The following is a 23,284-nucleotide window of genomic DNA, read 5'->3' on the forward strand; positions in this document are numbered from 1 at the left end:
TCGAACCACTGGCCGCCGCCTTCGGAGTGAGCGCCACGCCCGTCCGAGAAGGACTCCTCACCCTCCGCAGCGAAGGATTCGTCGAGACGGTCCCCCGACGAGGGTTCCTCGTACTTCCGTTTACCCGGCAAGACGTCCGCGATCTCTTCTGGGTACAGCCCCAGCTCGCCGGCGAACTGGCGTCGCGAGCCGCAAAACGCATCACCCGTCACCAGATCGACGATCTGAGAATGAGTCTCGAAGAACATCAGAAAGCGATCATGCGGAGGGACGGCGACGAAATCGCCTCACGAGGCCATGCGTTTCACCGCAAGATCAACATCGCCGCGGACTCACCCCGGCTCGCCCAACTGTTGGACTCAGTAGTCACGAACCTGCCAAACCGCCTGTACGCCGTTGTCGACGGTCACATTTCGACCACAGAGGTCGACCACCCCCTTCTACTCGACGCCCTGAATAGACGCGCCTCCAACAAAGCCAGAGCTCTCATGGAAGCGCACATCCTCGACGGAGCCGATCACTTGATCGCCGAACTCGAACTGCGTGGTCTCTGGGCTGTATCCCGAGCTGAAGTGATCTGATCAACCCAAGACGCACTCCGCCGATCTTTATCGCCTACGTTTCGTCTATTCCTCTGGGTAACGTGCGGATTCCGGCGGTCGTCGAACAGCGTTCGCCGTATCGGGAAATTCGACCCGGACCCGGCCAATCACCGACAGGGTTGTCGACTTCGCAAGAGGCGACGTGGTCGTGGTGACAGCGCGCGCTTCAGCCCCATGTTGTGTCAGCCCCATCCGACTCAGATCCCGCTACCAGGCACCGGCCGCCCAAATGACCTGGTGTAGTCGGGTCTGCAACGCGAGCAGTACCCATCGCCTGCTGCTCGAAGGGCAGTTGCAGTTTCGATCCGTGCGTTGAGATCGAGTACCCGCTCAGACGACGGAATGCCGGCGTATGCATAAGCGTCGCCACTGCGATGGCCTCACCCGTCGATTGGCGTATAGTCGCCAACCGGCCGCGCGTGCCCCCGCTTGGCCGGCCCGTCCCCGATGCCTGAGATAAGGACACCTGGCAGCGATCCGGATCTTATCGGCACCTATGTTCTCAGTACCGAACCCCATCACACGAAGGTCACGAATATCGACTATCTCGCCACCAATACCGCCGCTCGTGATCGACCGAAGCTTGGCTCCGGAAGCCGACGCTTCCGGAGCCTCGACCTGCGACTTGACGGGTCACGACCACATCAGTTGTAAGCCCGCGGCTGATGATCTGCTTCTCAACGTCGCTGGTGCCCTCACCAGTGAGGAGACACGGCGCCCCCCATGAGGCGTTCGATCTCGAACTTAACCCCTTGTCGCGACCGTCGGCCAGGTACTGCGAGCGAACCCACACTTCCATCGCCTCGTTCGACTGGTCGGGCAGACCGTAGAGCTGCGCGAGGGCGCGGTGAAGTTGTTCGTCATCGACGGTCACGCCCTGTGGCTGCTTGCGCAGGTTCAGAGCCTTGTCCGTCTCCCCCGCTCGGTGCAGGTGGACGATGTGGATCGCCATCTCGCGCACGAACGGCTGGTTTCGATTCACGATGCTGCTCTCCGTTCGTCACCATCGATCGTGCCGCCCGCGTCCGTCCGGCGCCAGTGCGAGGTGACTTCCTCAGTGGGGTGGTGGTCCGCGGCTCGACGCTCGTAGCGTCAAAGGTGACCGACGCCGGAGATCTACGAGGAGGACACATCATGACGATCGACCGAGGGATTCTGGCACTACTCGAAGCGAAGCCGGGCAAGGGCGAAGAACTGGCGGCCTTCCTGGAGCAGGGACGCGCCCTGGCCGCGGCGGAGGAAGGCACCGTCACCTGGTACGCGTTCAAGGTCAGCGACACCACGTACGGCATCTTCGACACTTTCGCGAACGAGGACGGTCGGCAGGCACACCTGACCGGAGCCATCCCCACCGCACTGGGCAACGTCGCCCCCGACCTACTCGCCACTGACCCCGACATCCGTCCGGTGGACGTCATCGCCGTCAAGTAGGTCTGCTGCCGAGAACGCGGAGCCGCCGGTTTTCCTACCGTACGGTCAGTCGAATCCTGCCCGTAAACCTACCCGAACGGGTAGGGTCCCGACCGCCCGCTCCGCGGCATACTTGGCCGGCTCGGGGGTTTCCGAAAACGATACGGAGAAACTGATGCTCGACCGGCTGTACGCCGCTGTCCTCGCCGTCGCCGGCCTCGGCTACGGGGGATACATCCTCCTCGACGAACTGACCGGAGGGTCGGACACACCCGGCGAGGACGAACATCATCTCGACGAAGTCACCCCGGAGCGGGTGTCCACGGTGTAGCCGGACAGCCCTCAGGGAAACAGTCCCCGCGCCTCGTGCGCTCCGGCGACATGGCCGACACCGACGACGTGAGCGGTGAGGGTCCATACGCTGCGGGAGGCGTTCTGTATGAACACGCAGAGCTTCCGGTCGAGGAGGATGCCTGCAGGTTCTGGACCCATTCGAGGTACGACACGACCACGCCCCCGGCGTTCGCGAGAATGTTGGGGACGTCGAGACCGAGGAGGTCTCGGTTGGTGACGGCCTCCGCGCGCGGGTAGGACGCGAGCGGCTCGTCCCCTGCGACCCACGCCTCGAGTTCCGGGATGTCGAGTCCACCGGCCCGGTAGCACCCTCCGCTGATGTCCGACACCGCGACGACACGGCAGCCCTCGTCGGCACAGAACCCGCAGCTCCGGAACCGGCCTTCCCGAATCCCCGCCCCTCGACCGTGCGTCCAGTGGATCCAGGTGGCTGTGCCGCATCGCGTCGAATGCGGCGAGCACGACGCCGCGAGTCGTGGCGCCTGCGCGGCCGTTCGCCCACCGACCGTCAGCGGCCTGGGACACCGACACCGTCAGCGCCCGCCGGGGCGTCGCCAACAGCTACATGCCGTCGTCGAGACCGAGGATGCCGGTCGCGTCGCGCAACTGCGACAGGGCAGCACGGTGCGCCAGCGCTCCGTGGGCGAGGCGGTCCGGCGCCGAAACGGGCTCCGATGGACAGCTGAGGCGGGGATCGGCCGGCTCACTGGTCGACGGTGAACCCCTTCGCCGCGAGTGCCTGAGCGAGATTGCTGACCTGGATGGGGGTTTCACCTTTCTTGTACCGCTCGATGTAGGCGGCCTCGGCGGCGTCGCGCTCGCCGGATGCGTCGATGGCGAACTGGACCTCGTCGCGCCGGACCACGACCACCCCGTCGCAGTCGCCCTTGATCACGTCGCCGGGGTAGATGATCTGGCCGCCGAACACCAAGGGCTGGTTGACGGGGCCGAGGGATTCCTTCACCGTTCCCTCGATGCAGACGTGCTTGGAGAAGACGGGGAACCCGAGTTCGCGGATCTCCCGGCTGTCCCGCACGCCGCCGTCGGTGACGAGTGCGCTGATGCCCCGCGCCACGCAGGCATTGGCCAGCACGTCGCCGAACTGCCCCGCCGGCTGGTCGCCGGACGACACGATGAGCACGTCACCGGGTTGCGCGTAGCTGATCGCGACCTGGAGCATGATGTTGTCGCGCGGATGGCACACCACGGTGAAGGCGGATCCGCAGAACGACATGTCGCGGTCGATGGGCTTGATCCCCGAATCCAGCGCGCCCTTGCGGCCCTGCGCCTCGTGGATGGTGGCCGCCGAGAAGGTGCCCAGCCGGGCGATCGCGGCCTTGTCTGCCCGGTCGATCTTGGTGGTGACGTGAACCATGGTGTGTCTCCGTATTTCGTGGAAGGGGTGTCGGTCAGGACAGGGAGGCGACGGCCTTCTCGACGGCGGCCGCCGCGTTCCTCAGGACGTCCTCGGACGTGGCGAACGAGACGCGGAAATAGGACTCGGCGCCGTACGCGGACCCCTGAATCGTGGCGACCGACGCATGGTCGAGGAGGAACAGCACCACGTCCTGATCGTTCTCGAGTAGCGTTCCGTCGGGAGTGCGCCGGCCGACCAGTCCGGAGCATCCGACGAACAGGTAGAACGCGCCCTGCGGCATCACCGGTTCCAGACCTTCTATGCCGGAAAACAATTCGAATGTGACGTCCCGACGGGTGCGATAGCTCGCGACGGATGTGGTGACGAAACTCTGATCGCCGGCGAGGGCTTCGGCGGCGGCGGCCTGACTGATCGACGACGGGCAGGACGAACTCTGCGACTGCAGCTTGTTGATCGCGGCGATCAGGCTCTTGTTCCCGACGCCGTACCCCAGCCGCCAGCCGGTCATCGCGTACGCCTTCGACACACCGTTGGTGACCAGGATCCGATCGCGCAGGTGCGGCGCGGACGACAGCAGGTTCGGAACGGGCGAGTCGGTGAAGACGATCTCGTCGTAGATCTCGTCGCAGAGCACGTTCACGTGCGGGTTGCGGTCGAGGACCTTCGCGAGCTCGGCCAGTTCGTGCTCGCTGTACACGGCGCCCGTCGGATTCGACGGCGCGTTGAGGATGACCCACTTGGTCGCCGGGGTGATGGCCGCTTCGAGTTTCTCTGCGGTGAGCACGAACCGGTCGGCCTCCGGGCAGTCGACGACGACAGGTGTTCCGCCGTGCACGGTCACCATGTCGGGGTACGACACCCAGTACGGCGCGGGCACGATCACCTCGGTGCCCTCCTCCACCGTCGCCATCAGCGCGAGGAAGATGACCTGCTTGGCGCCTCCGCCGACGGTGATCTCGTTGTCCGCGAACTCGACCCCGGTGCGGACCCGCATCCTCGTCGAGATCGCTTTCCGCAGTGCCGGAATGCCGTTGACGGGGGTGTACTTGGTGAGTCCGGATTCCATCGCCGCGACGGCCGCCGCCTTGATGTGGTCCGGGGTGTCGAAATCGGGCTCTCCGACCGTCAGGTCGAGGATCTCCCGGCCCGACGCCCGGAGTTCGCGAACCCGTTGCGCAGCCGCCACACTCGGCGACTCACGCATCTGGTCGACTCGCGCTGCTGGAACGAAGGTGGACATGGTTCCTCCTGGTAGAGGGCGTGGGAACGGAAGAGGCCGAGATATCGGGCGGTACCTTCACACCCACGCTATCGGGTGGGGACCACCCCTGTACAAGACCGATAACTTGTCGTGCGATAGCCATTCGGCATGGCTGGAATCAGAAAGCCAGCAACACCTTCGCGGACGTGGACGCGTCCTTCGCGACGGCGAATGCCTCGAGCGCGTCCGCGATTCCGAACTCGTGACTGATCACGGGTCCGACGTTCAGGCTGCCGTCCGCCAGCGCGGCGAGCACCGCGTCGATCTCGTCGTTGAACCGGAAGGAACCGGCGAGTTCGAGTTCCCGCGTGATGACGAGCGACAGCGGCGCGGGCTGAAGACCGGTGGGGAGCAGTCCGAGCAGGACGATCCTGCCGCCGCGCGTCGCGCCGCGGATGGCCGATTCGAGTCCGAAGCGGTTGCCGGAGCACTCGACGACGATGTCGGCGTCGACGGCCGCGATGCTCTCGGCGTCGGTGGCGTCCAGGGTCGTGTCCGCGCCGAGCGCCCGCGCGACCGTGCGGGGATACTCGTGCACGTCGACCGCGGTGATCTCGCGCGCACCGGCCCGGCGGAGTACGGCCACCACGAGGGCGCCGATGGGTCCGCACCCCACGACGAGCGCGCTCTTGCCTTCCACCCGGCCCGCGCGGGCCACGGCGTGCCACGCGACGGCGGCGGGTTCCGCGACGGCAGCGGTGCGCAGAGGGAGGTTCGCCGGCAGCCGCCGCAGCATCCGTGACGGCAGTACCGCGTATTTCGCGAATGCCCCTTCGGTGTGCGGGAATTGCGCCGCGCTGCCGAGGTAGGTGCATCCCGGCGAGAGGTTCGGGCGATCCTCGGGGAACCTGGCGCCGCGACCTCCGGGGGTCGCGGGGTGCACGGCCACCGTGTCGCCCGCGGCGGGGCCGGTCCCGTCCGCCGCGGCCTCCACGACCGTTCCCACCACCTCGTGGCCGAGCAGCATGGGGGCCTTCAGGATCGACTCACCGGCTGCGCCGTGTGTCCAGTAGTGCAGGTCGGATCCGCAGATCCCGCCGTAGGCGATCTCGACGACCGCCTCGGACGATTCGGGCCGCCGGAGGGGCACCGATTCGATGCGCAGGTCGCCGGCCGCGTGCGCCACGACGCCGAGAGTCTCGGCGGGAAGGGCTGCGCCGGATTCGTGGACCGAAGTGCTCACGGCGGGCCTCAATCGTTGCGCCGGACGAAGTCGAGTCCGCCCGGAACCTGGAAGGTGGGCATGATCTCGATCAGGCCGAGGTTGACGTGGCGCGGGGCGTCGATCGCGAACTCGATCGTGTCGGCGATGTCCTTCGTCGTGATGGATTCGAAGCCTTCGTAATACGTCTCCCACGCCTCCTTCATGGCCTCCGGGGAGCCGCCCAGATTGCGTCCGAAGATCTCGGTCTCGACCCGGCCGGGGCAGATCTCGGTCACCCGGATGCGCTTGCCGATGGTGTCGTTGCGGAGTTGCCGCGAGATCTGGTGCACCGCAGCCTTCGTGGCGTGGTACGCGGTGTGGCCGTAGAAGTTGTACAGGCCCGCGATGGAGCTGATGTTGACGATGTGGCCGAGGTCCCGCTCGACCATCCCCGGCATCAGCAGCCGGCACAGGTGCAGCACCGCGCGGAGGTTGACGTCGACCATGGCGTCGACCGAGTCGGCGGACGCGTCCAGGATGTTGCCGGTGGCCGAGACCCCCGCGTTGTTGATCAGCACGTCGATCTCGCGCCCCTCGACGGCGGCGCTCAGGGCGTCGATGTCGGTGATGTCGACGGCCAACGGGATCATGCCCGTCTTCTCCGCCACCTCGTCGAGCCGCTCCTTGTTGCGGGCGACGCCGTAGACGGTGAGACCCCGCTTGGTGAGGATCTCGGTGACCGCGGCGCCCATTCCGGTGTTGGCGCCGGTGACGAGTGCGGTCCGGTAGTCGTTGAATGGCATGACGCTCCCTTGCCTTGCTGGTGGTGAAAGTTGGTGCAGCCCGGTGGTCTTCGGGTAGTCAGGAGACCACCGGGCCGAGTCTGGATCCGTCAGAGCGTGTCACGGAGCGGCACGTGCGCCCGGTCGGTGACGGTGCTGACGGCGATGAGGGTTCCCAGTGCGGTGACGACGGCGTAGACCGCGGGGACGTAGATCCCGAACTGCGGGATCAGCCAGGTCATCAGCAGCGGCGCGGTGCCGCCGAACACTGCGGAGGAGATGTTGTAGCCCAGACCGTACGCCGAGTACCGCACCCGGGTGGGGAAGAGTTCGACGATGAGGATGTGGATGACGGCGGTGTGGCCGGCGAAGATCACGGCCATGACGCACGCTCCGAGCACCGCGAGCGCGAAGTTGCCGGTCGCGATCAGGGCGTAACAGGGGATGGCGCCGACGGCCATGGCGATCGCCGCACCGGCGATGACCCGCTTGCGGCCGACGCGGTCCGAGAGGGCACCCATGAAGGGAATGGCGATGCAGATCGCCACCAGACTCGCCGCGGTCACGAGCAGGGCGGTGCCGGTGGAGAAGCCGATGTTCTCGCCCTTGAGGAACGTCGGCATGTAGGAGAAGAGCACGTAGTAGCCGGAACCGTTCATCAGCGGGATGAACAGCGCGAGCAGCATCGCTTTGCGATGCTCGGGGGTCGCGAACGCTTCCTTCAACGGGTTGCGGGACAGTCCGCCTTCCGCCTTGAGCTTCTCGAAGTTCGGGGTGTCGCTGATCGCCCGCCGGATGTACCAGCCGATGACGCCCATCGGGATCGCGACGAGGAACGGCACACGCCAGGCCCAGCTGGCCGGACCGCCGCCGTTGATGGCGGCCTCGTTGAGCCACGGCGACATCGCGAACGCCACCAGGGTGCCCGTGAGCAGGGCCAGGAAGGACGCGATCTGGGCGTAGCTGGTGATGAGTCCGCGCTTGCCCTCCGGTGAGTGCTCGGCGAGGAAGGTCATGGCTCCCGCCGCCTCGCCGCCCACAGAGAATCCCTGCAGGATGCGCAGGAGGATCAGCAACGCGGGTGCGGCGACGCCGATCGCGGCGTAGGTCGGGAGAATGCCGATTCCCGCGGTGGCGACGCTGATCAGCATGATGACGAAGACGAGCATCTTCTGCCTGCCGATCCTGTCGCCCAGGATGCCGCAGACGACCGCGCCGAGAGGTCGCACGAAGAACGAGATCGCGTAACCGGCGAAGACGAGCATCAGCGCGTCACTCGACTTGGAGACGTCGAAGAAGACGATGGCCAGGGCGGTCGCCATGAAGGCGAAGATGCCGTTGTCGTAGAGCTCGACGAAGATGCCCACGCAGCCGGCGAGAACGACCTTGCGGAGCTGGCGGGGTTGCACCTCGTGTTGGGGCGTGTGCCCGGCCGTGTCGGGTGAGATCGCGTTGGTCATGCTGACTCCATCTGGGGTACAGAGTGGTGCTGGGTGGATGTCGTGTCTGTGTGAGTGGGGATCCGAAGACTGGCGAAGGCGTTCGCCACGCGGGACCGCAGCAGCGCGATCGAGCGTCGTTGGCTCCGGTAACCGTCCACGGCTTCGGGGACGCTAACCTTTCTGAACCGCACCTCCTGGCCGGGGCGCGCCTGGCCGAGCCGTGACAGCGCGGTGGCGGTCACGACCGCGAGCACCGGATATCCGGCCGTCACGCCCCGGCCCCGATGCAGGACGAGGATCTCGTTGCCCGCGGGAACCTCGACGGCGCCGATCGGTACCCCGCGGGAGAGCACTTCCGTCGATCGGTCCCGCCGGGGAACGTCGCTCCCCGGATCGGCCGGCGTCAGGCGGAGACCGATGTGGTTCGTGTTGTCCCCGATGACGAAGGGGGTGTCGTACAGCCGGGCGGCTGTCGCGCCGAACTCGTGCACGTCGGGACCGTCGGTCACGTCGATGGTCCAGTGTCCGGTGAAGGATGCGGGCTCGGCGCCGAGCCGGAACAGCGGGACCCGGAAGTACGGGTGGTCGATCGGCGGTCCGTCGACGTCGATGGCGACGGACTCGCCGACCGTCAGTTGCCGGCCGAAACCGAGAACCGAGTCGGGGGCGCAGCTGCCGAGCAGGGACGGCGCGGCGATCGATCCGTGCACGGCGAGGTAGACGCGGAGCCCGTCGTGGATCCCGCGGACGGTGAGTTCTTCGCCTGCGGTCCACACGAACGGCTCCCACTGGGGGCGGGTGACACCGCCGACCTGTACCTCCGCCGGTGCGCCGGTCACGGCGACGAGCAGGTCGACGCTCACGACGGCGCCGAAATCCAGGGCGACGATTTCGAGCAGCGGCGCGGTGCGGTGACTCCCGACCAGCGCGTTCGCCACGTCGGCGCTGTACTGGTCCGAGGCTCCCCCGGTCATCTGCCCGAACCGGGAGCCCCGGAGGCGCCCGAGATCCTGGATCGAGGTGAGCCCGGGGGTCGTGACGGTGATCGATTCAGCCATGCCGGACCCCCTCGTACGTCGACCACTCGGCCGCGGTGATCGGCACGAAGAGGAACGTGTCGCCGGGACGGAAGTCGGACAGCGGTTCCGTCGCCGGATCGACGATGGTCAGGGGCGTCCGGCCGATCACCGGCCAGCCGCCGGGCGCCGGTCGCGCCGAGATGACGGCCTGCCTGCCCGCGACCGCCACCGCGCCCGCCGGAACGTGCGGCCGCGGAATCGTGCGGCGGGGAACGGGCCGCGGGAACGCGGGGCCGTCGAGCATGGGGGCGCCGCCCGGGGACCCGAAGCAGCGCATGGTCAGCGGGCGGGCGCTGTGCAGTCGGATCACCTCGGACGGGGAGAGTGCGAGGTGTGCCGCCACGTCGTCGAGGTCGGGTCCGAATTCTCCCCCGTAGACGACCGGGATCTCGAACTGTCGCGAACCGCGGGTCGAGGGTTGCGCCGGAAGCTCGATCAGCCGTTCGACCAGCGCACGGATGGCGTCATGGGTCGTTGCAGCGCAATCGAATTCGACCAGCAGCGAGTCGTAGGTGGGGATGATGCCGGTGACCGCGACGTCGTCGCCCCGGGCGTCGAGCGCGGCGGCGACCGCGTGGACCGCCTGCCAGCGCTCCTCGGCGTCCGGGGACAGCGACGTCAGGCGGACCGCGGAGTCCCCGCAATCCGCGAGGACGAACTCGCGGTGCGGCCGGATGCTCGTCACACCGGACACGACGCGGACTCCTTCTCGGCCCTGGCCTCGAGCACCTCGGTGACGGGGGCGATGACTACGCCCGCGCGAATCAGGGCCTCCCGGATCGCGCGCGCGTTGCCTACCGCGTCGGCGCCGTCGCCGTGCAGCAGCACCGTGTCGGCTTCGATCGGGATGCGCGTGCCGTCGACGGCGTCGACGAACCCCTCGGTCACCATCTGCACCGTGCGCGACACCAGTGCGTCCCGGTCGGAAATCACGGCGCCGGCCTCGGACCGCGGCACCAGGGTGCCGTCCGCCCGGTAGGCACGGTCGACGATGGCGACGATGGCCACCCGGAGCCCCCGCGCACGGGCGTGATCAGCGAGTTCTCCGTCCTGGGCGAGGACGATGAGCCGCGGGTCGAACGCCTCCACCGCATCGACGACGGCGCACGCGTAGTCGGCGCGGGTCGCGACGAGGTTTCCCAGCCGACCGTGCGGTGCGAGGTGTGAGAGCGACGTGCCGTGGGCCGTCGCGAAGGCGTGCAGCGCGCCCAGTTGGTACAGAACGTCCGTGCGGACCTCGTCGGCGGTGAGGTCCATCGCGCGCCGACCGAACCCGGCGAGATCGGGGAAACTGGGGTGCGCGCCGATGCCGATTCCGCGGGCGACGCACCCTCGGACCGTCGCATCCATGGTCCTGGGGTCGCCGGCGTGAAAGCCGCACGCGACGTTGGCGGACGTCAGCACGTCGAGCAGTGCGTCGTCGTCGCCCATCGTCCAAGCGCCGAAGCTCTCGCCGAGGTCGGCGACGAGATCGATCGTGACAGTCACGGTGCCTCCAAGGGGGGCCTGCAGTGGAACCGCGGGTGCCGTTCCAGTGAACTTTCGATGTAAACGGACGCTACGCAGGTTCCGGTTCAGGCGGTTAATACCTGTTTTACGTGAGGCGATAACGAACGTCTATGGTGTTTGAACAGCGACGATGCAAAGACGGCAGAATCGGGTCTCGCATCTGGCTACCGCGGTGTTTCCGCGCGGCAACCTTGTCGAAACCGCGGCGTGCTCGCGTCGCCGCATCGTCAGAAAGGCAGATCGCTCGTGGATACCCGACGCTTGTTCTCATTCGTCCGCATAGTCGACGCCGGAAGCATCACGCGGGCGGCGGACATACTGCACATCGCGCAGCCGGCGCTCAGCCAGCAGATGACGGCGTTGGAAACGCACTTCGGTCAGCAACTGCTGATCCGCAGCAAGCAGGGAGTGGAACCCACCGACGCGGGGCGTGCGCTGTACCGGCACGCACAGGTGATCCTGCGGCAGGTGGAGAGCGCTCAGGCCGAGGTGAGCGTCGTCGGCCGGGAACTGGCGGGCGGTGTCTCCGTCGGACTCGCGCCGTACAGCACGGTCAGTTCGATCGCGCTGCCACTCCTCACCGCGGTGCGGTCGCGCTACCCCAGCATCCTGCTGCACATCAACGAGAACTTCGGCGGCGTGCTGAGCGAGGCCATGATGACGGGCCGGATGGACATGGCGCTGCTGTACGACGCCGGGCCGATCAAGGGAGTCAACTTCGAGCGTCTGCTCACCGAGGAATTGATGGTCGTCGCCCCGGCGGGCACCGGTCTGCCCGGCGACTCCGGGACGGCCGTCGCCATCAAGGACCTCGTCGATCTGCCACTGCTGCTGCCCGGCCCGATGCACACGATCCGCAAGGTGGTGGAGCAGGCCTACGAGCACGCCTTCGAGCACGCACGGGTGGTCGGCGAGGTGGAATCGGTGACACTGATGGCACAGGCCGTCCGAAACGGTCTGGGCGCGACGGTATTACCGTTCTCGGTGGCACGCCGGATCATGAATGTGGAGAACCTGGAACTTCGCCGGATCGAACCGTCGATCGAAGTCCAGGTCTCCCTCGGGACCCCCGCCAACCAGCCGCTGTCGGGGCCGGCGGAGGCCGTGCGCGAGGTGCTGCGCAGTGTCGTGGCCAACTACATCAGGACCAGTTCGGAAGCCGAACGCGGCCCTCAGTAGCCCCGGGCCGGATCGATCGGGGCCAGCAGAGGCGCGCCCGCGGCGAAGCGTTCGACGTTGGACGCGACGTGGTCGGCGAGCAACCTGGTCAGCCCGGTCGCGGGATTCGCGACGTGCGGCGTGACGATCGCGTTCGGGAGGGTCCAGAGCGGATGCCCGTCGGGCAGCGGTTCCGGGTCGGTGACGTCGAGTGCCGCGCCGCCGATCGACCCGGCGCGCAGTGCGCGGACCAGACCTTCGGTGTCGATGAGGGAACCGCGTGCCACGTTGACGATCCACGCCGTCGATTTCATCTGGGCCAGCGCGGACTCGTCGACGAGATGCGCAGTGGCCGACGTCGCCGGTGCGGCAATGACGAAATGATCTGCTCTGGACCAGACTTCCGGCGTCCGGTCGGCCGGCAGCGTCTCGGACGCACCCGGGACCGGGGTGCCCGAGCGAGTCACCGCCAGCACGTCGGCCCCGAACGCGGCGAGCAGCGGGATCATCGCCCGGCCGATGCCGCCGCAGCCGACGATGGCGACCGTCGCTCCGCGCAGCGTGCCCACCTGGGGGTCGAACTCGGCCTTGCGCCACGACGTCGCGCGCACCTGCTCGGTGAGGGCACGGACCCCGGCCAGGAGCAGTAGGACTCCGTGTTCCGCGACGTTGCCGGCATAGGCACCGGCCGCGGACGTCCAGGCCCGGTCGGTGTCGACGATTCCCGCGGAGATCCAGGGCTCCACACCCGCCGAGGGCAGCTGAACCCAGCGCACGGCGTCCGGCAGTTCCGCCGGGAACGTGTCGGGGCCCTGCGCCCAGACGACGGCTTCGGCGTCGTCGAGCGGGGCGAGAATGCCACCGCCCCTCTCGATCCCCCGCATCAGGGCGGCGTCGGGGTTCGGTCCGAGGTGGATACGGGGCGTTGCAGTGTTCGGCATCATCGTCTTTCGCATCGGGTCGGGTGGGCTCGTGTCGGTCGGGTGAGGATCAGACTACGGCGGTCAGTCCGCCGTCGACATACAGGATCTGGCCGTTCACGAAGTCCGACGCCGGCGAGGAGAGGAAGAGCAGTGCACCCACGAGTTCGTCCGTGCTGCCCCACCGTCCGGCCGGAGTGCGTTTCGTGAGCCACGCACTGAACTCGGCGTCGTTCACGAGCGCTTCCGTGAGCTGGGTGTCGAAGTAGCCGGGTGCGATGGCGTTGGCCTGCAGTCCCAATGGTGCCCAGTCGGCGCACATTCCGCGGGTGAGCATCTTCAGCCCGCCCTTGCTGGCGGCGTACGGGGCGATGCCCGCCCGGCCGAGTTCACTCTGCACGGAGCAGATGTTGACGATCTTGCCGTGCCCGCGTTCGACCATCGCCCGCGCGAACTCGCGGCCGACGAAGAAGGCGCTGCTCAGGTTGGTGTCGAGAACGCGCCGGAAGTCGTCGTCGCCGAACTCGAGCAGGGGGCTGCGGTGCTGGACGCCGGTGTTGTTCACGACGATCTCGACGGGACCTATCTCGTCCTCGACCCGCTGCGCGGCCGCGGCGACCTCCTCGGGAGCGGTGACGTCGAAGGCGCAGGTGTGGACTGTCGCACCGGTGGCGCGGACGATCTCGTCGCGGCTGCGCGCCAGGGCTGCCGCGTCGCGTCCGTTGAGCACGACCTCCGCGCCCGCCTCGGCGAGTCCGTTGGCGAGTGCGAATCCGATTCCCCGGCTCGACCCGGTGACGAGCGCAATCTTGCCCTCGACGTCGAAGCTCCGATGCGAACTCACTGTGTGACGACCTTTCGTTCTTCGTGCAGGTATTCGACAGCGGACCGGGCGATCAGGTCCGGCGCCGGAGCGACATCCAGGGCGATACCGAACTCGTCGGCGTCGAGCGGCTCGAGGAGCGCGAACTGGGAATCGAGCAGCGCAGGCGGCATGAAGTGCCCGCTCCGTGCGTGCATCCGGTCGCGGATCACTTGCGGGTCGCCCGTGAGGTGCACGAACAGCACCGGCTCGGAGAGGTCGCGGAGGATCATCCGATAGCCGCGCCGCAGCGCCGAACACGCCACCACACCGCGCCGTCCCTGTCCGGACAACTCCTGCAGCCGGTTCCGGACGAGTCCCAGCCACGGCGCCCGGTCGTCGTCGGTCAGTGGGATGCCGGCGGCCATTTTCGCGACGTTCGATGGCGGGTGCAGATCGTCGGCGTCGAGGAAGAGGTGCCCGGTCAGTGCGGAAAGTTTCTGCGCGACTGTCGTCTTCCCGCAGCCGGTCACCCCCATCACCACGATGTGGGGTAGCTGATCGCCACTCATGAAAAGTTCCTGTCCGCCGGTGGGGAGATGCAGTTCGAACATGCCCGACGGAACGACGGCTTGGCAATGGCGGAGGGGATACGGGTTGACGTTGCCGTCATAGCGAAGCGCGAGGGATGCCGGTGTTACCGGCTCACGAGTTTGACCGCCGCGGCCTCGATGGTCTCCTCGGAGAGCAGGACCTCGAGTGCGGCGTCGCCGAGGGGGATGAAGCTGTCGTCGCTCGTCACGCGTGCGAGCGCCCCGGTGAAACCGTCGTCGACCAACGCGGCAACCACACCTTCGGACACACCCCCCGACTGGCGGGTCTCGTCGACGACGAGGACCCGGCCGGTGGCGTTCGCTTCCCGGACGATGTCGTGCACAGGCAGCGGTGCGAGCCAGCGAATATCCACTACGCGCGCAGCGATGTGCGCCTGTTCGAGCCGGCGTGCGACGCGCAGGCTCATGCGCACCCCGTTACCGAACGTGACGATGGTCAGGTCGGTGCCCTCACCGTACGTGCGGGCCGAGCCGATCGGCACGTGGATGTCGGGATCCGGATACGCGGTCAACCACAGCCCGTCTCCGTCCTCGTACAGATCCCGGGTGTGGTACAGCGCAATAGGTTCCAGGAATACGCACACCGTGCCGGCGGTCCGGGCAGCCGCCGCACAGGTATGCATCATCGCCGCGGCGTCGTCGGGCCGGGACGGCGACGCCACCACCACGCCGGGGATGTCGCGCAGTGCGGCGACGGCGTTGTCGTTGTGGAAATGCCCGCCGAATCCCTTCTGATACCCGTAACCGGCGATCCGCACCACCATCGGGTTGCGGTACTGACGGTCGGAGAAAAACTGCAACGTCGCGCCCTCCCCGCGGATCTGGTCGGCCGCATTGTGGAGATACGCGAGGTACTGGATTTCCGGGATGGGCAACAGGCCGGAGACCCCCGCACCCAGCGCGAGCCCGAGGATCGCCTGCTCGTCGAGGAGGGTGTCGAAGACGCGCGCCGACCCGGCCTTCTTCATCAGGCCGCGGGTCACCCCGTAGACCCCGCCCTTGCGGGCCACGTCCTCACCGAACACCAGCGCCTCGGGGTAGCGGGCGAGCACGTCGAGCAGGGCACGGTTGATCGACAGGGCGAGGGTCAGCCGGCCTTCCTCCTCCGGCAGCGGGGATCCGAGAAACTCCACGCGCCGGACCGGATCGACACGCTCCGGCACGGCCGCGGCGGCCTGGTCGGCACTGTCGGTGAGTGGCCTCATCACCGCGGCGGGGCTGTTCAGTTGAGGTAGCTCGGCAACTTCCCGGGCGAGTTGGAGGACCTCGGTGCGCTTGTCCTCGTAGCGCGCGAGGACGTCGGTGGGGCTCAGGTGGCCGTGGTCGATCAGAAGTCTTGCGGTACACAGCACCGGGTCGCGGTCGAAGTCGTCGGTGATCTCGGCGGACGTCCGGTACGCGGACTCCAGATCGGATCCGGCATGACCCATCAACCGGACGGTGCGCAGGTGCAGGAACGCGGGCTTGCGGTTCCTGCGGACCCAGTCGGCGGCACGCGTCGCCGTGGCGTACGTGGCCGGCAGGTCGAAACCGTCCGCCTCGAAGTACGCGAGCCCCGCCCGGTTCCCGAAATTCGCGGCGATCCACCCCGGCGGTGTCTTCGTGCTGATGCCGATCCCGTTGTCCTCGCAGACCAGCAGTAGCGGGAGCGGCAACCCTTGGAACGCCGACTGGACGGCGGTGTTGATCGCACCGACCGCCGTCGAGTGGTTCGCCGACGCATCCCCGAAACTGCACACCGCGACCGCGTCGGCCGGCCACGGCGACGGTACGCGCAGCTTGGCGGCCCGGGCGATGGAGAACGCGACACCGACAGCGCGTGGGAGATGCGAAGCGATGGTGGAGGTTTGGGGAATGATGTTGAGGTCGTGCCGGCCGAACACCTTGTGCCTGCCACCCGATATCGGTTCCTCCGTCGCGGCCACGAGCCCGAGGAGGATGTCGCGCAGTGGATCACTGCCATCCACCTGCTGCGCCCGCGCCAGGAAGAAACCACCGGAACGGTAGTGCAGCAGAGCGGGATCGGTGGGTCGCAGCGCGGCCGCGACGGCGGCATTGCTCTCGTGCCCGGAAGAGCCGATCGTGTAGAAACCCTGACCTCGCGACCGCAGCCAGCGGGCCGCCAGATCGAGATGCCTGCTGCCGACCTGGGCGTCGAAGAGGTCCAGCGCGCCCTGCACCGACAACGGGGACGGCGGCTGGATCGGATCCTCCGGACCGACCCCGGGGCGGCTCTCCCCGGGGACCAGCCCCGACACGACAGAGGTGAAGTAATCGTCGATCTGTTCGGCCATTCCTAGATCATCCTGTGGCGCCGATCAGCGGGCAAGAGTCACAGGATCAGAGTCTCGATGCCTCACCGTAAGGTCGACTGTTCCTCGCGCCGGGCCGTGACCGTTACCACGAAGAATACTGCGGCCGCGGGTGCCCAGGCCGGCCCCGAAGGCGGCAGGCAATCCCCGGACCTGCTCTTTTACATCATTAAGCAGAACTTGCCCTGAGGGTCACCAGGTCGGTCGCTCCAGCGCTGTCAGTCGCCCGCCCGGTCGTGCATGGTTGATGCATCGGTGACCACGCGCAAGTTACGGGAAGGGATCACGGTGGATAATTCGAGACGGTCAGAGCGCCGCCACGGTGACGTACCGACCCCAATCGTGCGTGGTCACCGTTTCCACGAAGGAGTCGACGACCACCGGTATCAGCGGGTTGCTGGGGTTGCGACGGTGAACCAACGCGACCGTGCGACGCGCCCAGGGAGAGTGCAGCGGCACGATGGACACAGTCGGGTGATCGAGGATTCCCAGTGCGGGGACGATTGCCACTCCGAGTCCGGCACCGACGAATTCCGTGACGAGATCGTAGTATTCGGTTCTGAGATTCAGCTCGGGGACGAATCCCATATCCGCACAGATGCGGTACATCGTCAGCTCACCGGCAGTCCCGGCGCCGCTCGAGATCCACTGCAACGTGCTGGCACGCTCGATGTCCGTCGCCTCACGAATCCCCTCGTCGGAGGGGCTCAGGAATACCAGATCCTCTACGATCAACGGCTTTTCGACTACCACATCGGACCGTCGCTGCTGCAGCGCCGCGTACTCGTAGGTGAACGCGATGTCGAGTTCGCCGGATTCGATCATGGGCACGGTATCCTTCGGCTCCCCGATCCGAAGGGACACCTCCACTGCCGGATGAGTCTCACGCAAGTTCGACAACGCCGACGGCAGAATGCGTGCACCCGCGGTCGGGAAGCATCCGACGCGGAGACGACCGGTACGCCCGGTGGCGATCCCCCGCACGTCGGCGTCGAGTTCGTACAGCTCGGCCAGAACTCCCCGAGCACGCTCGGTCAGCATTCTCGCCATCTCGGTGATCTTGACGCCACGTGCCTCACGATCGAAAAGGCGCATACCGGATACTCTTTCGAGCGCCTCCATTTGCTGCGACACCGCCGAGGCCGTGTATCCGAGCTCGCGAGCCGCCGCCGCGAACGATCCGGTCTCGGTCACCACTTCGAGTGTCCGCAGATGAACTGGGTTGAGCATGTCGCGTCATCCTTCGAGTCGAGAACAGACGTCCACGATATCGCCGTCGGCCGGAACCGGTCGACGGTCAAACACTACGCAGCACAGGAGCACACCGATCATGACCGACCTACTCTCGCAGATCGACGACTGGGGCCCCGAGAAGGTGGTGGTCGTTTCCGACCGCCGCTCGGGCATGAAGGGCGTGCTCGTCATCGACAACACGGCCCGGGGAATCGGTAAGGGCGGAACGCGGATGAGCCCTACCGTCACCGTCGGCGAGATCGCACGCCTCGCACGGGTGATGACGTGGAAATGGGCAGGCGTCGACATGTTCCACGGCGGTGCGAAGGCGGGAATCGCCGGCGATCCGCACGCAGCGAACAAGGAAGAGATCCTCCGGGCCTTTGCCCGCAAGCTTTCCAACGAAGTACCACGCGAGTACGTCCTCGGGCTCGACATGGGACTCACCGAGAACGACGCGGCCATTTTTCAGGACGAACTCGGCGACCGCGGCGCGGCGGTCGGCAGCCCGCACGAACTCGGCGGCGTTCCCTACGATCAGCTCGGTGTGACCGGCTTCGGTGTCGCCGAGTCCGCTCAGGTCGCCGCGGAACGCCGGGGCGTCGACCTCGGGAACGCACGGATCTCCGTCCAAGGCTTCGGCGCGGTAGGTTCCGCCGCGGCCGAACGCTTCGCCGCGTTCGGATCCACGATCGTGGCCGTGTCGACGTCGGTGGGCGCCCTTCACGACCCGAATGGATTCGACGTCGCTCTGCTGCTGAAGCTGAAAGCTGATTTCGGTGATCACCTGGTCGAGCACTACCCGGGCGCGACCGTCCTGCCCGCAGGGCGTGAGATCTTCGTCGACTGCGACGTCCTGGTCCCTGCCGCGTTGCAGGACGTCATCGACGAACAGTCGGCCCGCGAGGTCAAGGCCACGCTGGTCGTCGAAGGCGCCAACCTGCCTGCCAGCCCGCAGGCACTGAAGGTGTTTGCGCGCAACGACGTACTGGTCGTTCCGGACTTCGTCGCCAACGCCGGAGGAATCGTGGCGGCCGGTGTCGCCATGGAGGCCCGCTACTCCCCGTTCCGCCCGGAGGGGAAGGCCGTACTCGACCTCGTCTCCCAGCGCCTCCGGGCCAACACCAGCGAAGTCCTCGACGAGGTCGCGGCGCACGGCGCCCTGCCACACGACGCCGCTCGTCGCATCGCCCAGTCGCGGGTGCGTGCCGCAATGGTGGCGCGAGGCCAGATCCGCGCGAACGCATAACAGGGACACCGATCGGAGCATGAGAAGTATGACCGTAATCCCCACCTGGCAGCTGAGGGCGCGATTCGCGGCTGCTCTGTCCTCGATGTACGGCCGTGAGGTACCGGCCTACGCCACACTCGTCGACGTGTGCGAAGACATCAACACTGCCGTCGTCGCCGGCCGCGACGACGCGGAGCGGCTCGGCGACATCGGCCGGGTGACGGCCGAGAGACACGGCGCGATCCGCGTGGGCACTCCCCGGGAACTCCGTGCGGTCGGCACGATCTTCGCCGGTTTCGGTATGCACCCCGTCGGGTTCTACGACCTGCGCGACGCAGCGCGGAGCGCAGTTCCGGTCGTGTCGACGGCCTTCCGGCCGATCGACGCCGACGAGCTCGCACGCAACCCGTTTCGGGTGTTCACGTCGATGCTCGCGGTCGACGATCGCCGCTTCTTCTCCGAAGACCTGCAGAGCCGGCTCGAGACGTTCCTCGGCCGACGCACACTGTTCGGCGAGGAATTACTCACGCTGGCCGAGCGTGCCATCGCCGAACGCGGTCTTCCCTCCGCCGAGGCCGATACGTTCGTCCACTTGGCGACCTCCGCATTCGAGTTGTCGTCCGAGCCGACCGATCGTGCGTGGTACGCCGAACTGGAGCAGGTCTCGGCCGTCGCCGCCGACATCGGCGGAGTCACCCGAACCCACATCAATCACCTGACCCCGCGCGTCCTGGACATCGACGAGCTCTACACCCGGATGCAGCGACGGGGCCTGAAAATGATCGACCAGATCCAGGGCCCGCCGAGATGGACCGGCCCCGACGTTCTGCTCCGGCAAACCTCGTTCCGGGCCCTCGCGGAGCCCCGCAAGTTCCGTGAATCGAACGGGGAGGTCGTCGACGGCACGCTGCGGGTGCGCTTCGGTGAGGTCGAGTCCCGCGGAATCGCGCTCACTCCCCGCGGCCGGGAACGGTACGACGCGCTCATGGCGGAGACGGATGCCGCCGCACGCAACGGTTCGTCGTGGCAGGACGCCGGCCGGTCGGTGTGGGACGCCTCCGACTTCCCCACCACGGAAACAGGTCTCGAGGAGGAGGCGCTCGCGTATTTCACGTACCGCGTGGGCGACGTGCACTCCCCCTCCGGGGTGGCGGATCGCGATCCGGCCGCACTGGTTCGGTCGGGAACGCTGGTGGCCACTCCGATCGTGTACGAGGACTTCCTTCCGCGCAGCGCGGCCGGGATCTTCCAGTCGAACCTGTCCGGCAACGGCACGAAAGACAGCACGAACACCGGCGCCGACTACACCATCGGCTGGTTCGCAGGCGCTCTCGGACGGGAAGTGCACACCCCCGAGGCGCTGTATCGCGCGCAGCAGGACGCCTCGCTGCGAGAAAGTCTGACGCAGCTCGGAATTGAACAGGGTGTCAACTCCCGCTAGTGGCGAGGCGACTCCTTCACGTCTGACCGAATGTTCGAACACATGCCGTTCGGCGTCACAGGTGCGGAGTCACGGGATGGCAACATATCTGGTCGGCAGGTAGTGGATGCGCTCGACGGCACCACTACCTGCCGGGACAGACGCACTGCACATTCGAGAGGGCTTGTGATCATGACCAATTCCCCCGCCGGCGAATACCCGCTGGTGCGTGCCCGATGAGCACGACGAGGACCGGTGTCGCCGTGATAGGTACCGGCACCATGGGCTCCGCAATCATGTGGAGGCTGTCGGAGCGCGGTGTTCCTGTCGTGGGTCTCGAGCAGTTCACTCCCGGGCACGATCGTGGCTCCGGGCACGGCGAGTCGCGCATCTTCCGGACTGCATATCATGAAGATCCCGCGTATGTCCCTATGCTCCGAGCCGCACTCCGTGGGTGGAGGGAACTCGGTGAGCAGATCGGCGAACCCGTTCTGACGATGACCGGGGGCCTCAGCATCGGCCCCTCGACCGGCGTGATCGTGGGTGGCTCCCTCGAAGCAGCCAAGGTGCATGCCCTCACCCAGGAGATTCTCGACCCGGCCGAGTTCGGTACCCGGTTTCCTGCTCAGCGTTTACGGGAGGGAGATACGGCCCTGTGGGAGAAAGACGCCGGCGTGATAAGGCCGGAATTGGCGATCACCGGGGCCGCGCGCCGTGCGTCCGAACTGGGGGCCTCGGTGCGTACCGGGAGCCGCGTCCAGGGCATCGAGGACGGTCCCGGTGACACGGTGCTCGTGCGGCTCGACGACGAGGTCATTCGAGCCGACCACGTCGTGGTCGCGGCCGGCGCCTGGATTCCGGGCCTTCTCCCTGCCGCCCAGTTCCCCTTGACCGTGGAGCGCAAGATCCTCGCATGGTTCCCGGCCGGCGATCCGACGCAGTTCGGGCCGGACCGGTTCCCGGTATTTCTGAGGGACAGTCCGGAAGGGAGGTGGTACGGCTTCCCCAGCATGGACGGCGAGACGGTCAAGATCGCGCTCCATCTCGGCGGGCGCGAGACCGACCCTGACGAGTTGGATCGTGTGGTCCACGACGAGGACACCGCTCCGTTGCGGGACCTCGTTCGTCGCTACCTGCCTGGATTGGGTTCGCGCCCCGTGCGGGCCGCGGTGTGTATGTACACGAACACACCCGACGGGCATTTCGTCATCGGAAATCCACCCGCATACAGGAACGTGACGGTCGTTTCCGCGTGCTCTGGTCACGGTTTCAAATTTGCACCGGTGATCGGGGAGATCGCCGCCGATCTCAGTCGCGGATCGACCCCTGAGTTCCCCTTGGAGTTGTTCGACGTCAACCGATTCGCGGAGTGACACACCGGTACGGTGTTCGCGCGGTTCCGAATCGAGGGGGAGGGTCGTCGGCCCTCCCCCTCGCCGGTTAGGCGGAGAAGTACTCCGGGGGTGCCGTCGAATCCAGTGCCAGTGCCACAGCCGCACGCGCAGCGACGGGACCCACCAGGTTTCCCGTCCCGTTGTACGCACCGATGGCGATGACGCCGGGAAGAACCTCGGAGCAGAGGGGACGGCCGTCGGTGGTGTAACTCACGGACGCACCCCATCTCCGAACGACGTCGACGGGCTTGCCCGCCATACGTTCCGCTACTCGTTCGATGTAGCCCTGGACGTCCGGAGTTGGTGAAGTGTCGAATGTCCACTCGGTGTCGACGAAACGGTCTCGCCCGCCCCCGACGAACAGGCGCCCATCCTTCGCTTGCTGGGCGTAGTCGTATCCCCAGCGTCCGTACACAGGACACGGCAGGCGCTCGGGCAGCCCCGGCGCCGTCCCGAGCATCTGCAGGCGTGCCGTCCGGACCCGCCCCTGCAAGTCCGGGAGGACCTGTTCGAGTTTGCCGTCCACCGCGACAATGACGACAGGTGCACTGACCGAACCGTGTTCCGTTGTCACCCTTCCACTCTTCACGGAGGTGACTGCCGAGTACTCGTACAGGCCGGCCCGGCCCCGAAGGAGTGACGCCAGCCCCAGAGCTCGGCGAGAGGGGTTCATGGCCGCGTCGTCGGGCAGAAACAGGCCGCGCCCGAGCTCGTCGTCGTATTCTTCGACAGCGATGTCGTTGTCACGCAGCACCTTTGCCAGTGCTGTGCAATCCACGAGTTCCGCCACCCGGTCGTTGGCCTCGGCGTCGTCGGCAGGTTCGCCGGGCAATCCCGCGAGGCGAATGGAGCCCGTCCGTGCGATGACCTCCGGACCCAGCATCTCGGCAAGCCGGTCCAACTCGAGAAGAGTTGCGCGATAGAGATCGACCGACGACCGCCCCCAGGTCGTGAGGGACGAGTGGAGGAACGTCGCCGGGCCGCCCAGGAGGAAGCCGCCGTTGCGCCCCGCCGCGCCGGCCGCGACCCGCCCGGCGTCGACGCCGACAACCTGCAGCCCACGTTCGACCAGGGCGCCGATCGCCGCGAGACCCGACCCCCCGAGGCCGACGACACACACGTCGGCCGTGACATTCTGTTCCAACACCGGAAGACCGTTCCACGACGCGACCACCGGGTCGTCGTCCCAGGCGCTCACCGAGTCCCACTGGGTGTCGGATCGAAGATTCGTCATCGCAA

General features: G+C 67.2%; 23 protein-coding genes and 1 pseudogene. 7 read left to right on the top strand and 17 right to left on the bottom strand.

Annotated elements, in window-relative coordinates:
- Positions 1–26: 26 nt before the first annotated feature.
- Positions 27–581, top strand: coding sequence for a GntR family transcriptional regulator (locus ROP_RS14020; protein ID WP_012690029.1), 555 nt, complete (start codon positions 27–29; stop codon positions 579–581).
- 550 nt (positions 582–1,131) lie between these two features.
- On the opposite strand, the gene ROP_RS44085 is transcribed toward ROP_RS14020, so the two are convergent.
- The gene (locus tag ROP_RS44085; protein WP_012690030.1) at positions 1,132–1,584 is read right to left on the bottom strand and encodes a hypothetical protein; all 453 of its coding nucleotides are present in this window, start codon (positions 1,582–1,584) and stop codon (positions 1,132–1,134) included.
- Positions 1,585–1,736: 152 nt separating this feature from the next.
- Between ROP_RS44085 and ROP_RS14030 the strand changes: the two genes are divergently transcribed.
- Entirely contained in the window at positions 1,737–2,033 is a 297-nt protein-coding gene (locus tag ROP_RS14030) for a putative quinol monooxygenase (protein ID WP_012690031.1), read from the top strand.
- A gap of 154 nt (positions 2,034–2,187) precedes the next feature.
- On the top strand, positions 2,188–2,343 hold the full coding sequence (locus ROP_RS43500; protein ID WP_167315959.1) for a hypothetical protein: 156 nt from the start codon (positions 2,188–2,190) through the stop codon (positions 2,341–2,343).
- An 11-nt stretch (positions 2,344–2,354) separates the two neighbouring features.
- Here the strand turns inward: ROP_RS43500 and ROP_RS44090 are convergent, their stop codons facing one another.
- From ROP_RS44090 to ROP_RS14075, 10 genes and pseudogenes are all read right to left on the bottom strand, one after another.
- Positions 2,355–2,504, bottom strand: coding sequence for a hypothetical protein (locus tag ROP_RS44090; protein WP_231869089.1), 150 nt, complete (start codon positions 2,502–2,504; stop codon positions 2,355–2,357).
- An 8-nt stretch (positions 2,505–2,512) separates the two neighbouring features.
- A pseudogene (locus ROP_RS45075) lies at positions 2,513–2,695 on the bottom strand (hypothetical protein); the annotation flags it as partial.
- Positions 2,696–3,069: 374 nt separating this feature from the next.
- Entirely contained in the window at positions 3,070–3,741 is a 672-nt protein-coding gene (locus ROP_RS14040) for a 4-carboxy-4-hydroxy-2-oxoadipate aldolase/oxaloacetate decarboxylase (protein ID WP_012690034.1), read from the bottom strand.
- Between the two features lie 34 nt (positions 3,742–3,775).
- Positions 3,776–4,984 carry an aspartate transaminase gene (locus ROP_RS14045; protein ID WP_012690035.1) on the bottom strand — a complete coding sequence of 403 codons (1,209 nt, stop codon included), beginning with the start codon at positions 4,982–4,984 and terminating at the stop codon, positions 3,776–3,778.
- Positions 4,985–5,123: 139 nt separating this feature from the next.
- Positions 5,124–6,188, bottom strand: a complete 1,065-nt coding sequence (locus ROP_RS14050; protein ID WP_012690036.1) for an L-idonate 5-dehydrogenase — start codon at positions 6,186–6,188, stop codon at positions 5,124–5,126.
- Between the two features lie 8 nt (positions 6,189–6,196).
- The gene (locus ROP_RS14055; protein ID WP_012690037.1) at positions 6,197–6,952 is read right to left on the bottom strand and encodes an SDR family oxidoreductase; all 756 of its coding nucleotides are present in this window, start codon (positions 6,950–6,952) and stop codon (positions 6,197–6,199) included.
- A gap of 89 nt (positions 6,953–7,041) precedes the next feature.
- Positions 7,042–8,391 carry an MFS transporter gene (locus ROP_RS14060; RefSeq protein ID WP_012690038.1) on the bottom strand — a complete coding sequence of 450 codons (1,350 nt, stop codon included), beginning with the start codon at positions 8,389–8,391 and terminating at the stop codon, positions 7,042–7,044.
- Positions 8,388–9,431, bottom strand: a complete 1,044-nt coding sequence (locus tag ROP_RS14065) for a biotin-dependent carboxyltransferase family protein (protein WP_012690039.1) — start codon at positions 9,429–9,431, stop codon at positions 8,388–8,390. Before ROP_RS14065 ends, ROP_RS14060 begins: the two co-directional genes overlap by 4 nt.
- The gene (locus ROP_RS14070) at positions 9,424–10,146 is read right to left on the bottom strand and encodes a 5-oxoprolinase subunit B family protein (protein ID WP_043824742.1); all 723 of its coding nucleotides are present in this window, start codon (positions 10,144–10,146) and stop codon (positions 9,424–9,426) included. The genes ROP_RS14065 and ROP_RS14070 overlap by 8 nt, the downstream gene beginning before the upstream one ends.
- Positions 10,134–10,940: a LamB/YcsF family protein gene (locus ROP_RS14075; protein ID WP_012690041.1), complete on the bottom strand. Its 807-nt coding sequence runs from the start codon at positions 10,938–10,940 to the stop codon at positions 10,134–10,136. Before ROP_RS14075 ends, ROP_RS14070 begins: the two co-directional genes overlap by 13 nt.
- A gap of 282 nt (positions 10,941–11,222) precedes the next feature.
- On the opposite strand from ROP_RS14075, the gene nac reads away from it, so the two are divergent.
- The gene (gene nac / locus ROP_RS14080; protein WP_043824744.1) at positions 11,223–12,140 is read left to right on the top strand and encodes a nitrogen assimilation transcriptional regulator NAC; all 918 of its coding nucleotides are present in this window, start codon (positions 11,223–11,225) and stop codon (positions 12,138–12,140) included.
- On the opposite strand, the gene ROP_RS14085 is transcribed toward nac, so the two are convergent.
- From ROP_RS14085 to ROP_RS14105, 5 genes are all read right to left on the bottom strand, one after another.
- The gene (locus ROP_RS14085) at positions 12,134–13,063 is read right to left on the bottom strand and encodes a D-isomer specific 2-hydroxyacid dehydrogenase family protein (protein ID WP_080512567.1); all 930 of its coding nucleotides are present in this window, start codon (positions 13,061–13,063) and stop codon (positions 12,134–12,136) included. The two genes, nac and ROP_RS14085, sit on opposite strands and share 7 nt — an antisense overlap.
- A 46-nt stretch (positions 13,064–13,109) precedes the next feature.
- Positions 13,110–13,883 carry an SDR family oxidoreductase gene (locus tag ROP_RS14090; RefSeq protein WP_012690044.1) on the bottom strand — a complete coding sequence of 258 codons (774 nt, stop codon included), beginning with the start codon at positions 13,881–13,883 and terminating at the stop codon, positions 13,110–13,112.
- Positions 13,880–14,413: a gluconokinase gene (locus ROP_RS14095; RefSeq protein ID WP_012690045.1), complete on the bottom strand. Its 534-nt coding sequence runs from the start codon at positions 14,411–14,413 to the stop codon at positions 13,880–13,882. The genes ROP_RS14090 and ROP_RS14095 overlap by 4 nt, the downstream gene beginning before the upstream one ends.
- A 125-nt stretch (positions 14,414–14,538) precedes the next feature.
- The gene (locus tag ROP_RS14100; RefSeq protein WP_012690046.1) at positions 14,539–16,749 is read right to left on the bottom strand and encodes a thiamine pyrophosphate-dependent enzyme; all 2,211 of its coding nucleotides are present in this window, start codon (positions 16,747–16,749) and stop codon (positions 14,539–14,541) included.
- Positions 16,750–17,073: 324 nt separating this feature from the next.
- Positions 17,074–17,997, bottom strand: coding sequence for a LysR family transcriptional regulator (locus ROP_RS14105; protein WP_012690047.1), 924 nt, complete (start codon positions 17,995–17,997; stop codon positions 17,074–17,076).
- A 100-nt stretch (positions 17,998–18,097) separates the two neighbouring features.
- Here ROP_RS14105 and ROP_RS14110 point away from each other — a divergent pair, with 100 nt between their 5' ends.
- The 3 genes from ROP_RS14110 (at position 18,098) to solA (ending at position 22,024) form a co-directional block, all read left to right on the top strand.
- Positions 18,098–19,249, top strand: a complete 1,152-nt coding sequence (locus ROP_RS14110; protein WP_012690048.1) for a Glu/Leu/Phe/Val family dehydrogenase — start codon at positions 18,098–18,100, stop codon at positions 19,247–19,249.
- 28 nt (positions 19,250–19,277) lie between these two features.
- Positions 19,278–20,672, top strand: coding sequence for a 2-oxoadipate dioxygenase/decarboxylase (locus tag ROP_RS14115; protein WP_043824746.1), 1,395 nt, complete (start codon positions 19,278–19,280; stop codon positions 20,670–20,672).
- A 215-nt stretch (positions 20,673–20,887) separates the two neighbouring features.
- A complete protein-coding gene (gene solA / locus ROP_RS14120; protein ID WP_012690050.1) occupies positions 20,888–22,024 on the top strand; it encodes an N-methyl-L-tryptophan oxidase in 1,137 nt (378 codons plus the stop codon).
- Positions 22,025–22,091: 67 nt separating this feature from the next.
- On the opposite strand, the gene ROP_RS14125 is transcribed toward solA, so the two are convergent.
- Complete coding sequence (locus ROP_RS14125) at positions 22,092–23,279, bottom strand: NAD(P)/FAD-dependent oxidoreductase (RefSeq protein WP_012690051.1); 1,188 nt, start codon at positions 23,277–23,279, stop codon at positions 22,092–22,094.
- Positions 23,280–23,284: the final 5 nt, after the last annotated feature.

This window comes from Rhodococcus opacus B4 (assembly GCF_000010805.1).
GTDB lineage: Bacteria > Actinomycetota > Actinomycetes > Mycobacteriales > Mycobacteriaceae > Rhodococcus_F > Rhodococcus_F opacus_C.

What these genes read in the sequence shown, in the direction of transcription:
- ROP_RS14030 (WP_012690031.1), top strand. Translation starts at nt 1,737, where the DNA reads ATGACGATCGACCGAGGGATTCTGGCACTACTCGAAGCGAAGCCGGGC.
- ROP_RS43500 (WP_167315959.1), top strand. Translation starts at nt 2,188, where the DNA reads ATGCTCGACCGGCTGTACGCCGCTGTCCTCGCCGTCGCCGGCCTCGGC.
- ROP_RS44090 (WP_231869089.1), bottom strand. Translation starts at nt 2,504, where the DNA reads ATGGGTCCAGAACCTGCAGGCATCCTCCTCGACCGGAAGCTCTGCGTG.
- ROP_RS14040 (WP_012690034.1), bottom strand. Translation starts at nt 3,741, where the DNA reads ATGGTTCACGTCACCACCAAGATCGACCGGGCAGACAAGGCCGCGATC.
- ROP_RS14045 (WP_012690035.1), bottom strand. Translation starts at nt 4,984, where the DNA reads ATGTCCACCTTCGTTCCAGCAGCGCGAGTCGACCAGATGCGTGAGTCG.
- ROP_RS14055 (WP_012690037.1), bottom strand. Translation starts at nt 6,952, where the DNA reads ATGCCATTCAACGACTACCGGACCGCACTCGTCACCGGCGCCAACACC.
- ROP_RS14060 (WP_012690038.1), bottom strand. Translation starts at nt 8,391, where the DNA reads ATGACCAACGCGATCTCACCCGACACGGCCGGGCACACGCCCCAACAC.
- ROP_RS14065 (WP_012690039.1), bottom strand. Translation starts at nt 9,431, where the DNA reads ATGGCTGAATCGATCACCGTCACGACCCCCGGGCTCACCTCGATCCAG.
- ROP_RS14085 (WP_080512567.1), bottom strand. Translation starts at nt 13,063, where the DNA reads ATGATGCCGAACACTGCAACGCCCCGTATCCACCTCGGACCGAACCCC.
- ROP_RS14095 (WP_012690045.1), bottom strand. Translation starts at nt 14,413, where the DNA reads ATGAGTGGCGATCAGCTACCCCACATCGTGGTGATGGGGGTGACCGGC.
- ROP_RS14100 (WP_012690046.1), bottom strand. Translation starts at nt 16,749, where the DNA reads ATGGCCGAACAGATCGACGATTACTTCACCTCTGTCGTGTCGGGGCTG.
- ROP_RS14105 (WP_012690047.1), bottom strand. Translation starts at nt 17,997, where the DNA reads ATGCTCAACCCAGTTCATCTGCGGACACTCGAAGTGGTGACCGAGACC.
- ROP_RS14110 (WP_012690048.1), top strand. Translation starts at nt 18,098, where the DNA reads ATGACCGACCTACTCTCGCAGATCGACGACTGGGGCCCCGAGAAGGTG.
- ROP_RS14115 (WP_043824746.1), top strand. Translation starts at nt 19,278, where the DNA reads ATGACCGTAATCCCCACCTGGCAGCTGAGGGCGCGATTCGCGGCTGCT.
- solA (WP_012690050.1), top strand. Translation starts at nt 20,888, where the DNA reads ATGAGCACGACGAGGACCGGTGTCGCCGTGATAGGTACCGGCACCATG.
- ROP_RS14125 (WP_012690051.1), bottom strand. Translation starts at nt 23,279, where the DNA reads ATGACGAATCTTCGATCCGACACCCAGTGGGACTCGGTGAGCGCCTGG.